This window comes from Agrobacterium sp. DKPNP3, assembly GCF_052686535.1.
On the sequence record NZ_JBQYSN010000008.1, the window covers coordinates 16949 to 31589 of the forward strand.

10 protein-coding genes are annotated in these 14641 nt (G+C 60.7%); all 10 read left to right on the plus strand.

What is annotated here, in order from left to right; genetic code table 11:
* Positions 1-73: 73 nt before the first annotated feature.
* The 10 genes from tssC (ACUTJJ_RS03855) to tssM are packed head-to-tail and all read left to right on the plus strand — an operon-like array spanning position 74 to position 14637.
* Complete coding sequence (gene tssC, locus ACUTJJ_RS03855) at positions 74-1555, plus strand: type VI secretion system contractile sheath large subunit (RefSeq protein ID WP_004431481.1); 1482 nt, start codon at positions 74-76, stop codon at positions 1553-1555.
* A 55-nt stretch (positions 1556-1610) separates the two neighbouring features.
* A complete protein-coding gene (gene tssC / locus ACUTJJ_RS03860; protein ID WP_445541350.1) occupies positions 1611-3005 on the plus strand; it encodes a type VI secretion system contractile sheath large subunit in 1395 nt (464 codons plus the stop codon).
* Entirely contained in the window at positions 3002-3823 is an 822-nt protein-coding gene (locus ACUTJJ_RS03865; RefSeq protein WP_445541351.1) for a type VI secretion system accessory protein TagJ, read from the plus strand. The genes tssC (ACUTJJ_RS03860) and ACUTJJ_RS03865 overlap by 4 nt, the downstream gene beginning before the upstream one ends.
* On the plus strand, positions 3816-4325 hold the full coding sequence (gene tssE / locus ACUTJJ_RS03870; protein ID WP_013760992.1) for a type VI secretion system baseplate subunit TssE: 510 nt from the start codon (positions 3816-3818) through the stop codon (positions 4323-4325). Before ACUTJJ_RS03865 ends, tssE begins: the two co-directional genes overlap by 8 nt.
* Positions 4318-6099: a type VI secretion system baseplate subunit TssF gene (gene tssF / locus ACUTJJ_RS03875; protein ID WP_445541352.1), complete on the plus strand. Its 1782-nt coding sequence runs from the start codon at positions 4318-4320 to the stop codon at positions 6097-6099. The genes tssE and tssF overlap by 8 nt, the downstream gene beginning before the upstream one ends.
* Positions 6100-6108: 9 nt before the next feature.
* Positions 6109-7113 (plus strand): type VI secretion system baseplate subunit TssG, encoded by a 1005-nt coding sequence (tssG, locus tag ACUTJJ_RS03880; RefSeq protein WP_445541353.1) that lies wholly within the window; start codon positions 6109-6111, stop codon positions 7111-7113.
* Positions 7114-7117: 4 nt separating this feature from the next.
* A complete protein-coding gene (locus tag ACUTJJ_RS03885; protein ID WP_445541354.1) occupies positions 7118-8323 on the plus strand; it encodes a type VI secretion system-associated FHA domain protein in 1206 nt (401 codons plus the stop codon).
* Positions 8313-9653 carry a type VI secretion system baseplate subunit TssK gene (gene tssK, locus ACUTJJ_RS03890; RefSeq protein ID WP_445541395.1) on the plus strand — a complete coding sequence of 447 codons (1341 nt, stop codon included), beginning with the start codon at positions 8313-8315 and terminating at the stop codon, positions 9651-9653. The genes ACUTJJ_RS03885 and tssK overlap by 11 nt, the downstream gene beginning before the upstream one ends.
* Positions 9650-11161, plus strand: coding sequence for a type VI secretion system protein TssL, long form (gene tssL / locus ACUTJJ_RS03895; protein ID WP_445541355.1), 1512 nt, complete (start codon positions 9650-9652; stop codon positions 11159-11161). Before tssK ends, tssL begins: the two co-directional genes overlap by 4 nt.
* Positions 11158-14637 (plus strand): type VI secretion system membrane subunit TssM, encoded by a 3480-nt coding sequence (gene tssM, locus ACUTJJ_RS03900; protein WP_445541356.1) that lies wholly within the window; start codon positions 11158-11160, stop codon positions 14635-14637. Before tssL ends, tssM begins: the two co-directional genes overlap by 4 nt.
* The last annotated feature ends 4 nt before the right edge of the window (positions 14638-14641 follow it).

Genomic DNA, 14641 nt, shown 5'->3' on the forward strand with positions numbered 1-14641 from the left:
CTCGAACGGCCCCGCTTGGGGCTTCCAACTGTTCAAGCGGCATTTTCAAAGCCGCATGTGGAAGGACTGAAACATGAGCGCTGAGAGCCTGCTGAAAAATGAAGCACAGGCAACGACCGCCGAAGATCAGGGACTGCTGTCCAAGGTGGTTGCCGCTACCCGTCAAACCGAACCGGACCGCGCGCAGAACCTCCTGCGTACGCTGACCGATCAGGCACTGAAGGGGACGGTAAAATATGACCGCAACCTCACCGTCACCCTTAACCACGCGATCGCGGAGCTGGACCGCACGATTTCCGAACAGCTCGCAGCTATCATGCAGGCGCCCGAATTCGCCAAGCTGGAGGGCACCTGGCGTGGGTTGAACTATCTCGTCAAGAACTCCGAAACGAGCGTCAACCTCAAAATCCGCGTCATGAATGCCGGTAAGCGTGAACTGGCGCGCGATCTGGAAAAAGCCGTCGAATTCGATCAGTCGCGCCTCTTCAAGGCGATCTATGAAGACGAATTCGGCACCCCCGGCGGCGAACCGCTCGGCGCCATTATCGGCGATTACGAATTCGACAATTCCTTCGATGACGTCCAGCTGCTGCAAGGCGTCTCATCGATCGCGGCGGCAGCCTTCGCGCCCTTCATCTCGGCTGCCAGCCCGCACATGTTCGGTTTCGAGGACTATCGCGATCTAGCCCGTCCGCGCGATCTGGAGAAGATTTTCGACACGGTCGAATATGCCAAGTGGCGCAGCTTCCGCGAAAGTGACGATTCCCGTTTCGTCACGCTCGCTCTTCCGCGTGTTCTGGCGCGTATGCCCTATGGTCCGAAAACCAATCCGATCGATGATTTCGCCTACGACGAAACGAAGGGTGCGGTGAATGGTGACCTTGAACATGACGAATATTGCTGGATGAACGCCGCATACGTGATGGGCACCAAGCTGACCGATGCCTTCGCAAAAAGCGGCTGGTGCACGGCTATCCGAGGGGCTGAAAACGGCGGCAAGGTGGAAAACCTGCCCATGCACGTCTTCTCCAGCGATGACGGCGACCTGGATCTGAAATGCCCGACCGAAGTCGGCATTACCGACCGCCGCGACGCCGAACTCGGCAAACTCGGCTTCCTGCCGCTCTGCCACTACAAGAACACGGACTATGCGGTGTTCTTCGGCGCCCAGACCGCGCACAAGCCGAAGCTCTATGACAAGCCGGAAGCCACAGCCAACGCCGCCGTTTCGGCACGTCTGCCCTACATCATGGCCACGTCGCGTTTCGCGCATTATCTCAAGGTTATGGGGCGCGACAAGATCGGCTCCTTCATGGAAGCGTCCGATTGCGAAGTGTGGCTCAATCGCTGGATCGCCAACTACGTCAACGCCAATGACGAGGCGGGTGAGGAAAGCCGCGCCAAATATCCGCTGCGCGATGCCAAGGTGACCGTGCAGGAAGTGCCCGGCAAACCCGGCGCCTACAATGCAGTCGCATGGATGCGGCCCTGGTTGCAGATGGAAGAACTGACGACCTCGCTGCGCATGGTCGCCCGTATTCCGTCGAAGAACTGAGCCTGGTCCGGGGTGGTCTGCTACCCCGGCCCCGTTCATCATCCGGAGCCCACTCATGGCGCATCAGTCCTTTCCGGACGCCCGCATTTTCGCCGACCAGCTCATCGCCCTCATCGACGATGCGCTGATCGGCCAGGTGAACGCCATTCTCCACCATCCCGATTTTCAGGCGATGGAGGCGAGATGGCGCGGGCTTGCCATGGTCGTGCGCGAGGCGGGCCGCAGCACCGACGTGAAGGTGAAACTGCTGAACGCCAGCTGGCGCGACCTTGCCCGCAACACAGAACGCGCCACCGACTTCGACCAGAGCCATCTTTTCGAGGTCGTCTATAACCGCGAATTCGGCATGCCGGGCGGCGAACCGGTCGGCCTTCTGATCGGCGACTACGCCTTTTCCCCTGATGATCTTGATGGTGCCGATTCCATCACAACGCTGTCACAGATCGGCATGGTGGCTGCGGCCGCCTTCTGCCCTTTCGTGGCGGCGGCTTCGCCTTCCACCGTTGGGCTGCAGGACTTTTCGGAACTCAGCCGGGTCCATGACTTCTCATGGCTGAAACAGGAGAAATCGCGTCTGCGGTGGAATGCGCTTCGCGCACGCGACGATTCACGCTTCGTAGGCCTTGTCGCACCGCGCGTGTTGCTACGCTCTCCCTATAAGCCCTATGCGCGCGGGCGGGATGACGGATTTCCATTCCGCGAGCATGTGGCGGAAAGCGGCGAGACGCTGCTGTGGGGCAACGCCGCCTTTGCCTTCGCAACGGTTGTGGTGCGCAATTTCGTCGATTCCGGCTGGTTTGCGGATCTGCGCGGCGTTACACAGGACGCCGTGGATGGCGGCATGCTCTCCGCCCGGCAATTGCCACCGCTTGATCTCGGCATTGAGAGCAACGGCCTTTCCGCCCAGCCGCCCGTGGAAGTGCAACTGACGACGGGACAGGAACAGCAATTTTCCGATCTGGGCATCGTACCCGTCTCCACCACCTATCTTTCCGGCATGGCGATCTTCAACGCCAACCAGTCCCTGCACGCACCCGGCCATTACTCCACCGAAGCGGCGAGGCAGAACGCCCGCCTTGCTGCCATGCTGCAATATGTGCTGTGTGCCTCCCGGTTCTCGCATTACCTCAAGGTCATCATGCGAGATGACATCGGCCAGCTCAGCGATGCCACGACAATTGAGCGCAAACTGGAAAGCTGGCTTTCCTCCTATACGCTCGGCAACGACGATGCGGAGGCGGCGTTGCGCACGCGCTATCCGCTGCGCTCTGCGGGGATCAATGTCTTCGAGGTTCCCGGCAAGCCCGGAACATTCTCATGCACCGTGCGCCTTCAGCCGCATTTCCAGCTCGATGACGTGTCCACGAGCTTCCACCTCATTGCCGAAACCATGATGCCGGCCACCACCGCATCCCGGCCTTCAGCCGAGCCGCAAAGGATATCCGCATGACGCTGCGCGACGATATTTCCCGCCTCCTGGACGACAACCAGCTGCAAGACGCAATCGGGCTCGCGCGAGACCATGTGAAAACCAGGCCGACCGACAAGGATGGCCGCCATTTCTACATCGACCTGCTGGTCCTCGCCGGCGACTATGGAAAGGCCGATGCGCAATGTAATCTGGCCGCAACATTTTCACCGCAGGATAGCGTCGGTTTTTCCCTCTTCCGCCACCAGCTGCGCGCCATGGCCGCACGCAATGCGTGGTTTGAAAGCGGCGCCGTACCGGATTTGCCCGGCGGCCCCTCCGAACTTGACCAATTGGCCATCCGAGCGAACATTGCCGCGCGCAGCGGCGATGTCGAGGGCGCGAAAGACGCGTTGAATGAACTCGACGAAAAACGCGGCAATGTGCCAATCGGCCACGACGGCAAGAGCGCCGGCGACATCCGCGATCTGGACGATCGGGTTCCGCATGCGCTGGAAGTCCTGACCAATGGCGGCCGCTATCTCTGGATCGATTACGGACGCATCGAGAGCCTCAGCATCGACCCCATGAGTCGCCCGCGCGACCTCGCCTTTCGCGGTGCCGAACTGACGTTGCGCGACGGCGCAGTCGCATCCGTGCTGCTTCCGGCGATCTATCACGGTGCGGGCGACGATGTCGGTCTCCTCCTCGGTCGGGAAACGCACTGGAGTGAGGGTGAACCACTGATAACGGGTCTCGGCCAACGCTGCCTGCTGATTGGCGACGATGTGGTGCCGTTCCACGAAATCGGCGCGCTTTCCGCCCTGTCCGACGAAGAAAGGCAGATCGCCCGTGGTTGATCCGCTTGAGCAATATCGCGCACGGCAAAGGACGCTGTCGCGCTCGGTTCTGGACCGGCTGCTCGATGACGCACCGGATGCGGAAACGGATATGCTCGTCAGCCTGAAGGATCAGGCCCGCGAGATGCGCGAGGTGATCCGCCGTGACCTCGAGGCATTGCTCAATACCCGCCGCAACCCGGCCGGCCCGCCGGCAGCACTCAAGGAACTGTCCGATGCGCTCGTGAGCTATGGCGTTGATGGCATTCTTTCGGCCAATCTGGTGACGGATGCCTCCAAGGCGCGACTTGCTCGCAGCATCGAGCGGCGGATTTCCCTGTTCGAAACACGCCTTGCCGACGTGCATGTGACGATCCTGAAAAACCGCACGGATGGTGACCGGGCGCTTCGCATGCGCATACAGGCAAGCTTCCGCCTTCAGGAAGGCATGCCGCCGATCAGCTTTGAATCCCGGATCGATCCTTCCACGCAGCAATTCCTGGTGGAGGCGACGAATGGCTGAAGGCTTCCTCGAAAAGTACAATGACGAGCTTTTTGCGCTGAGAAAGCGCGCATCCCGTTTCGCGGCGGCGTTTCCGAAGATCGCCGGCAGGCTGCGGATGACGGGCGACGTTGCCGACGATCCGCATGTCGAGCGTCTGATCCAGAGTTTCGCCTATTCCGCCGCCCGGGTGCGCCAGAAGCTGGATGACGAATTCCCCGAACTGTCGGACAGTCTGCTGGAAACACTCTATCCGCATTATCTTGCCCCGATCCCCTCGATGAGCGTCGTGCAATTCGCTCCGAGCCCGGCGCTGGCAACCGTGCAGACGCTTCCCCGCCACAGCGAAATTCTCGCCGAACCGGTTGGCGGCGAAAGCTGCCGTTTCCGCACCACGCAGGACGTCGAGATCGCTCCACTGGAGATCGCAGCTGCCACGCTCACGGGTCAGCCGATCGACGCCCCTTCCTCGGCGTCGTTTGCCGGCACGGCCAGCTGTTTGAGGCTTTCGCTGCGCAGCACGGCCCCGCGCGGCGGTACTTTCCCGGAAATGGGACTGACAAAACTCCAGATTTTCCTGTCCGCCGCATGGCAGCAGGCGACAGCACTTTACGAGCTTTTGACCAACCATTGCGTCGGCATGGCGCTTGCGCGTCACGCCGAGGACAAGGAAGCCGTTTTCCTGCCCGCCGGAAATCTTAGGCCGTCCGGGTACTCTCGCGATAAAGCCATGCTGCCATATCCAGCCAACAGTTTTGATGGATACCGGCTTCTCACCGAATTCTTCGCGCTGCCGCAGAAATTTCTATTTCTCGACATTGACGGCCTGCAGAAATGGGGCGGCGGCGACTGCGAGCTATACATCTATCTGGATGCGGCGGACACGCGGCTTGAGCGCATGGTGTCGGTCAGAGATTTTGTGTTGAACGCCTCACCGGTGATCAACCTGTTCAAACAAAGCTGCGAGCCGCTCAGTCTTGATGGTACGCGGACGGAATACAGGTTGCTGCCGGATGCGCGGCGGCAGCGGACGCGCGAGATCTATGCCGTTGAAGACGTTCAGCTGACCAGCCGTTCCGGACAGACCGAGAAGACGTCTCCGTTTTTCGGTCGCACACAGCGCAATAATGGCGCAAACGTTTACTGGCAGATACAGCGCCGGTTCGATGATGACGGCTCTTCCGATACGGACATCGCCTTCGTGGATCAGACGCGCGGCCCGCTTGGGCCGCTCGACATGGTGGCAAGCATCGATACACTTTGCCTCAACCGCGAACTGCCAAGCCAGCTTCCTTTTGGCGGCGGGCACCCATTCCTGCAGCTTTCTACCGGCAACGAGGCGGTGAAATCCGTCCATGCACTGATGCCGCCGACAGAGGCGATCCGCGTCAACGAGCGTTCGGCACGCGAGTGGCGGCTGATCTCACATCTTCTCCTCAACCATCTCTCGCTCACCGACAATGGCGGCGCGCCGCTGAAGGACATTCTCTCGCTTTATTCCTTCAGGGACAGCCCGGAAACCCGACAGATCGTGGAGGCGATCAGCAATGTCGAGGCGCAGAATTCTCATGCCCGGATTGGCTCGGCAATGGTACCGGGAACGGATATCACGGTGGAGTTTGACCCGGCACTGATCGCGCGACCTGCCGCATTTGTTTTCGCCGGCGTCCTCAACCATTTCTTCGGGCTCTACACGTCGATCAACAGTTTCACGCGGCTGACGGCGACGATGCGCGGCCACTCTAAACCGATTGCCCGCTGGCCAGCCCGCGCCGCCGACCGGCCGTTGCTCTAGGAGACGGGTATGGCACAGCAGACGCCAACCATCAAAGACCGGCAGGCGGCGCTTCTCAGCGACGATCCCGGCCGTTTTGATCCCGCAACCGCGTTTCGCGTCGCCCAGTTCGTTTCGCCGGATGACGGGATCGTCATCGGTGCCCATGGTGGAATACAGCCGACACCGCTTGCAGTCAGCGGTTTCAGCCGCAAGCGCGGTCATGCCGAACTGAAATCAGCCTTCGCGCCCATCGTCGGGCCACTTGGTTCACTACCGCCGACCTATGGCGAGCTGCTGCAACGGGAAGAACGCAATCGTTCGGGCGCGCTGGCAAGCTTCTTCAACCTGTTTGCGGCAAGGTTCAGCGAACTATTCGTATCCGCGACGGAAAAATACCGTCTTGCAAGGGGTTTGCGCTGGTCGGCCGATCAGAGAGACAACGGTTTCCGCAAAACACTGCTCGCCCTCATCGGGTTTCGCACTGCCGGTCTGGTCGAGAAAGCAGGCGTGAGCGAAGACGCGCTCCTGCGTTTCAGCGGCCTTCTGGCCGTCCGCAACCGCAATGTTTCGGCCCTCACATCAATGCTTTGCGAATTCACGGGACTTCCGGTCCATATCGAACAGTTTCGCCGGCGGTGGGTAGCTTTGCCGCAGCATGAACAAAGCCAGCTGGGGCAGGCATCAGGACTGAGGCTCGGACAGAACACGACAGCGGGAAGCGCTGTCGAAGATATGAGCGGCGGCTTCCGGGTCGTGATCGGTCCTGTCGCCTATGCGGATTACCTGGCCCTCACGCCCGGTTCGAAACGGCTTGCGGAAATATTTTCTCTGACACGCCTGTTCGTCGGAAGCGCATTGCACTTCGATGTGCAGGTGATCCTGAAAAAGGAAGACATCCCGTTTTGCCGCCTCGGCCAGTCCGATGCTCCCGCCCGTCTCGGCTGGAACAGCTGGGCTCGCGTGGCACCCGCCCAACAAGACAGCGCTGACGCTGTGGTGACCGAGCGGGAAGGCTCGGCGATTTCCGCGTGAGGGCATGGATATGAAGCTTGCACTCAAGGACACACGCAATATCGGAGCAGCAAGAGCCAGTCAGTGGACCTTCGAGCGCGGCCGCCGCGTCATTGGCCGATCTCGGGAGTGCGACTGGCAGATCGACGACAATGAACGGCGCGTCTCCAAGCTGCACTGCACGCTCAACCGCGATGGCGAGGGCTTCACGATAATGGACCAGAGCGCAAATGGCACGGTGGTCGATGGCCGCCTGCTGCTCGAAGGCGAAAGCGCACGTCTCCGCGACGGTTCGCAAATCAACATTGGCGGGCAGGTTTTTCAGGTCGCCATCAGCGGCGATGCCGAACTGGATTTTTCCGATCCCGACGCATCCCTGCGAATGAGCGACGAGCCGCTGACCATTTCGGCGATCCTTGCGGACATCGCCCCGAACGGCCGTTCGGCCGGCGGCATGATGGGCAACGCGGCCTCCGTCGACGATTGGTCCGAAACATGGCGCGAGGGCGCCAAACGGAAGGCGAAATCCATTTCGCGAAATGTCGAGATCGGCTGGAGCGAACCGCCCGCGGCGCATGGAATAAGCGCCATTCTGCCTGATAACTGGGATGAGGAGCCGGTTGCGAGCAGCGAGCACGAACATACCGACGCGCTCAACACGCCCGTCATGATCTCTCGTCCGGTTTCGGCCGCCGGTGGCGAAGATTTCGACAGTGTTTTCCCCGAGACGGAAGAAGATTTACGAGCGGAGAACGCACCGGCTGCAAGCGTTTCTACCGCGCAGGAGATTGGCGACCTTTTGACCACGCTGGAGCAGGAAAGCGCCGATTGTCTGGCCGTTCTCGACCTCGAGAGCGAGCACGCTGGCCAAGCTTCGCCAGCCTCCCTGAGCGTGCGGATGGAAAGGCTCATCCGCCAGCAGCGGCAACTTGCCTACGCGCTTGAAACTTTGATCCATGGGTGCACGCAAAGGCTCGAGCCGAGACTTATCGAGGCGTCTGTCGATGCCGGCAACGATTTCCGGGCAAAGATCGGCCGCCGGGACTGGCAGGGGCTGATCATCAAAACAGACTATTGGTCCGCCTACAAAAAGCAATTCGAAGAAAACGGCCGTCCATTGCCGGTCAGGCAATTCCTGCAGCGCGCAGCGCGTGGTGAAGCCGCGCCGGGACGGGAGACTGACGCGGCCACAGCCGATGCCAAGGGGGTAAATGACCACGATGAGACATGAGAACCGTGTAGCCTGGAGCGAGGGCATGTTTCTTCGCGTCCAGCATTTTCAGCAGTCCGACCGTTGGACCGAACGCCTGGTGCGCAATACCACACGCAACCTTTCGCCCTATCCCTGGGGCATCGTAGAGATGGGGGTCGATCGCAGCGCCTTGTCGATAGGGCAATTCGCTCTGTCGAACCTGCGCGGGATCCTGCCCGATGGCACGCCCTTCGAGGCGCCTGAAGATTCCGACCTGCCGCCGCCGCTCGATCTCGACGAGAGCGTCAAGAACGCCATCATCTATCTTGCCCTGCCGGCCCGGCAACCGGGCAAGGCCGACATGTCCGCCAGCGGCCACAATGACACCAATAATGTGCGCTTCACCGCATCCACCTATGAAGTCTCCGATACGAATATAGAGACGGATTTCGTGGCCCCGATTAATGTCGGCCGCCTGAGCCTGAAGTTCCTCAAGACCGGTGAGGATCTTTCCGGTTATGACCTCATCGGGCTGGCGCGGGTGATCGAAGTCCGCTCCGACCGTGCGGTCATTCTTGATCCTGATTTCATCCCGCCAAGCCTCAGCTGCGCGGCTTCGCCCCGTCTCAACGAATTGCTGACGGAGCTTCTGGGGATCGTGCGCCACCGCGCCCAGGCGATCGCCGAACGCATCGGTGACCCGACGATCCGTGGGACGGCGGAAGTGGGCGATTATTTCCTGCTGCAGATCCTCAACCGGGCCGATCCGCTACTCGCGCATCGCAGTGCCAACGCTACGCGTTTTCATCCCATCCGCTTTTACGAAGACTGCATCCAGCTTGCCGGCGAGCTCGCCACCTTCACCACGGACAAGAAGCGGGCGACAGATTTCCCGCCCTATCGACACGACGATCTGAAAGCCACCTTCGGTGCTGTGTTTGATGATCTGCGTACCTCGCTGTCTGCGGTTCTGGAACAGGCGGCCGTCGCAATCGAACTGGTGGAACGCCGACATGGCGTCCGCGTCGGCACTATCCACGACCGCACACTTCTGCGCGACGCCGGCTTCGTGCTTGCCGTGCGGGCGGATATGGCTGCCGAGGATATTCGCCGCCGCCTGCCGGCACAGATCAAGGTCGGTCCGGTGGAACGGATTTCCGAACTGGTCAATGTGGCACTGCCGGGTATTCCCGTGCGGTCCCTGCCGGTTCTGCCGCGGCAACTGCCCTATCGATCCGGCACAGTTTATTTCGAGATCGACACGCAGTCGCCGCTCTGGAAACAGCTCGATACTTCAGGGGCGATTGCCCTGCATCTGGCGGGCGAATTCCCTGGGCTTGAAATGGAAATGTGGGCACTACGCGAATGAGCACGGAAAACCCCTCTTCCTGGCAGGATTTGCCGACGGTGGTCGAGATCACCGAGGAAAGTCGCCGGCGCAACCAGAACGCACGCAACATGGCGGCCATCCTTGAGGACATTGTCGAGACCGACGAGCCGGCTGGCCCCAGCAGGGCAAGCGCGACTGCCACGCCGGTCGAACAGCTGCTGACCGGTTTCCACTTCGGCGGCGAGGAGGTTCCGACACTTGTGCAATCGGCAGCTCCCCTTCTCAACCTCGCACATCTGCTGCGCTTCAGCGATGCCGAGCCGGACCCCGACCAGCTTCGCCGTGCCTGCGTTGAAGCAATTACACGCTATGAACGCGACCTCGCCTCCGCCCGCATCAGCCCCGAGCGGGCAAGGGCTGCGCATTATGTCGTCTGCGCCACGGTCGATGACGTCGTTCTCAGCAAGCCCTGGGGTGTGCGGGCAGGCTGGGCGCGCTCCGGCCTCGTTTCCACGTTCCACAATGACGTCACTGGCGGCGACCGGGTTTTCGACATTCTCGACCATTTCCACCAATCGCCCGGCGCCAACAAGGATCTGCTGCTTCTGATCTATCTGTGCCTGTCGCTGGCTTTCGAAGGAAGAACCCGCGTTTCACCGAAAGGAGCGCTCGAGCTTTCCCGCATCCGCGACAGCCTCTACAAAACGCTGATCGGCCAATATGGCGCCTTCGAACGGGAGCTTTCTCCGCATTGGAAAGGTGTCGATGCCCGACATACGCCATTGCGCGCGATGGCAGCGCTCTGGACCCTGCTGTCGCTGATGGCGCTCGCCTTCGCGCTTGGTTATCTCTTCTTCACGCTGTCGCTCAACAGCGCATCCGATGTCACCTTCGAAAGGCTTGCTCATCTGCCGCCGAACGAAACACCGAGCGTGTTGATCGCAAGCCCTCCCGCACCACCGCCGCCGCCAATTGAAGTGGAAACTCCCCGCGTCGTTGATCCACCCAAAATCGTGGAGCCGAGACAACCCTCCCGGCTTGAAAAGCTGATGGCCTTCCTGCAGCCCGAAGTCGACAGAAAGCTGGTGACCCTTGCAGATGTGAACGGGCGGCTGCGGGTTCGCATCAACAATTCGGGCCTGTTCACGACAGGCAGCGCCAATGTCAGCCCGCAGTTCCGCGATCTCATCCAGCGTATCGGCGGTGCGCTTGCGGCTGAGAAATTCCGTGCGGTCGTCATCGGTTATACCGACACCGTGCCGATCAAGACGGTGGAGTTTCCATCGAATTGGCACCTTTCCGAAGCGCGCGCCAAGGCCGTTGGAGACATTCTTTCACAATTCACCGGCCCTGAAGCGATCCTGACCGAAGGCCGGGCCGACAGCGACCCGATCGCCGACAACAATACGGAAGAAGGCCGCCAGATAAACCGCAGAACAGAAATCATGGTCCTGACCAATCCCGATGAAAAACTAAGCGATGCCGGCATTCTCTCGCCGCCCATACAGACCAGTCCGGGACAGCAGCCGGGAGAAACCCAGCCATGAATCCATTGAGCTATTTTTATACGATCCGCTCCTATGTCGAGAGCTATGCGGCCCTCGTCGGACGACGTTTCCTATCGCTTTTATGGGTGATAGCGCTCTGCGTTGTCATCTGGTTCTACGGTTATCTGATCGCGCTCGGCGATTTCAAGCCGCTTGGCACGGTGCAGGCCCGGCTCATAGCCATCGGCACCATCATCGCCATCTGGCTGGTCTACATCGTCTTTACGATCTACCGCGGACGCAAGCAGGACAAGGAACTCGTCGACAGTATCGAGCGCGAGGCGCTGGCCAATCGGCAGGCGGAAATCGGCGAAATCCAGACACGCCTGAAGGAAGCGCTCGCTCTCTTGCGACGCGTCACGAAAAAGCGCTTCGGTTATATTTACGACCTGCCCTGGTATGTGATCTTCGGTGCCCCCGGTTCCGGCAAGACGACGGCACTCACCAATTCCGGCCTGCAATTTCCGCTTGGCGATGCGCTCGGCGAAAATGCGGTGAAGGGCATTGGCGGCACGCGCAACTGCAACTGGTGGTTCGCAGACGAGGCGATCCTGATAGACACCGCCGGCCGCTATACCACGCAGGACGATCTCGACGGATCCTCGAAGGCCGGCTGGGAAGGTTTTCTCAGCCTCCTGAGGCGATATCGCCGTTCGCAGCCGATCAACGGCGCATTGGTCACCCTGTCAATCCCCGATCTGCTCAACCGTGATCCCGAAGAACAGCGGCAGGAACTGCGCTCCATCCGTCAGCGGCTTTCGGAACTCGACGAATATCTGCGCGCTCGGGTCCCGGTCTATATCGTTCTGACGAAGGCCGACCTGCTGCATGGTTTCGTGGAGTTTTTCGACGGTTTCAACAAGACCGATCGTCAGCAGGTGTGGGGCACAACCTTTAAGCTGGATGAGAGCTACTCCGCCGAGAACCTGCCGCAGCGCCTGACGGAAGAATTCGAGCTTCTGCAGCAGCGGGTCGACGCCATGCTGATCGAACGCCTGCAGCAAGAACAGAATGCGGAGATACGCGGACGTATCTTCCGTTTTCCGGCCGAGCTGGCGCGTCTGAAGGACCGCCTGCACGAAGCCCTTGCCGAACTTTGCGCAAGTTCGCCTCTCATTGAGCCCCCGCTTCTGCGCGGCGTTTATCTCGCGTCGGGAACGCAGCCGGAAACGGAAAAATCTCCCGCAGCCCCCAGAACCCGCCGGAGCTACTTCCTCTCGCGGCTGTTCAAGGAGGTCATCTTCCCCGAAGCTGCACTGGTGATGCGCGACAAACGCCTTTCCGGGCGGCAATTGCTGGTGCGGCGCATTGCCTATGGCGCATCCGCGGCGGCGGTTGCCATTGTCTTCACTGGCTGGATTTTCACCTATTTCGCCAATACACAGGCGCTCGCCGAAGCGGATCGCAAACTTGGCGCTTATGAACAACTCGTTCAGGGAATTCCCGTACGAGACGTCGCAGATGCCGATTTCCTGCGCATCCTCCCCGCACTCGACAATCTGCGCGATGCCAATTCCGGCTTTGCCCGCGACCGCATTTGGAATGTCAGCTTCGGTCTCGATCAGGAAGACAAGATCGCCGGGCGCCAGCGTGACGCCTATCAGCGCGCGCTCAACGCCTTGCTGCTGCCGCGGATGATCGTGCAGCTGCAAAAGCAGCTTAAGGACGAGAAGGACGTCACCCGCACTTTCAATTCGCTGAAACTCTATGGAATGCTGGGCGGGATGGGTGCACTGGACCGTGATTTCCTGACCGTGCAGACGCATCAGATGTTCGCATCGCTATACCCTGGTGATGGAAGGGCTGCGGTGCGAGAAGCGCTGGACCAACACGCAAAGGCGCTGGCCGACGGCGTGCTTGCCCCGATCGAGCTCGATGCGCGGCTCATCGCTACCGCCCGCGAAACGATCCGCGATCAAGCGATTGGCACACGCGCCTATGATATTCTCGCCGGTCTTCCGCAGGTGCGCGAATTGATGGAATGGACCCCCGCGGCGGCTCTCGGTCCTCTGGGCGAGCGTGCTTTCGAGCGTCGCAGCAAAGCGCCTATGGCGGAGGGCATAGAGGGCCTCTTCACTGCGGATGGATATCACCGTGTCGTCATTCCGCAAGTCGCGCATGCCGCCCGCATCGCGCTTTCCGAAGGCTGGGTGCGAGGTTCTGATGATGCCATCAAGGGCGCGACCGTGGAGCAGGTGGCGCAGGCCGCGCTGCAAATCTATTTCGACCGGTTTGAGAAAAAATGGGCTGATATGCTGGCCGACCTTCGGGTCAAACCCTCCCAGACCCTCGGCGACGCAGTGGAAACCACCCGTGCGCTCGCCAATGAGCGCAATATCGTGATGGAGGCCGCTAGATCGATCTCGGAGGCAACCGATCTGCGCCCTGGAGCAAACCCCGTCACCCTCGCATCCGCTGCGGATGACGACGCAACCACAGCCGTTCTGGCGGCCTCGGTGAATGCGTCCGATCCCTATGCGAGACTGCGTGACATGCTGGCGACGAAAGGCGCAGCCACAACGGGCGAGCAGGCCAATGGCGACAAGACCGGAGGTTCGCCATCGGAACAGTTGCTCGCGCATTTCAAGCTGCTGAACGAACAGCTTGCCCGCTCGGCAACAACCTCCGATGAAGTCGCCAAGGTGTTCGACGTGGACAGCCAGCTCACCAAGGCCAATCAGGACCTGCTGCAACAGGCCCGGGAATTGCCGGCACCGCTCGACGTCTGGGTGGCAGGCGTGGCGGCGGATGTCGGCTCGCTTGCGGTCAAGTCCGCTCGCAGCCGCATCGCCGAACTCTGGACATCCGATTCAGCCTCCCTGTGCTCTTCGATCGTCACCGGTCGTTATCCCTTCGACCGGACCTCCACCCGCGATGTCGCCATTGCAGATTTCACGCGTCTCTTCGGGCCGGCGGGGGTTTTCCAGAGTTTCTTCAAACAGCGCATGGAACCGTTTGTCGACAAGACGACGAGCCCATGGAGCTGGAAAGGTACCTTCGGCGCGGCCGGCCTTCCCAGCAGCGCCGTCGCCCAGTTCGAAAATGCCGACAAGATTTCGCGCGCCTTCTTCCCGAATGGTAGCGAGACGCCGGCGGTTTCGATCAATGTCAAACCCGTCTCCCTCACCAATGCCTCGAGCGCGGTGATGCTGGAGATCGAGGGCGAGCGGGTCGTTTATTATCATGGTCCGATCCAGGCGAAATCGATCACCTGGCCCTCGCGCGAAAACACGGCAAGCCTGTCGCGCATCGCCTTCCAGCCCGGCGGCTGGCAGCAGGCCAAAACCGAAAATGGCGACTGGTCGCCCTTCCGGCTGTTTGACGGTGCCGATATCGAGAACCAGTCGGGTGACCTGCTGCGGGTGCGGTTTGAGAATGGCGGACAGGCTGCCGAATTCGATATTCAGTTCGGCTCGGTTCTCAATCCGTTCAAGCTGGATGCAATTGCCAGCTTCGCCTGCCCCGCGCAGTTCTAGTGAC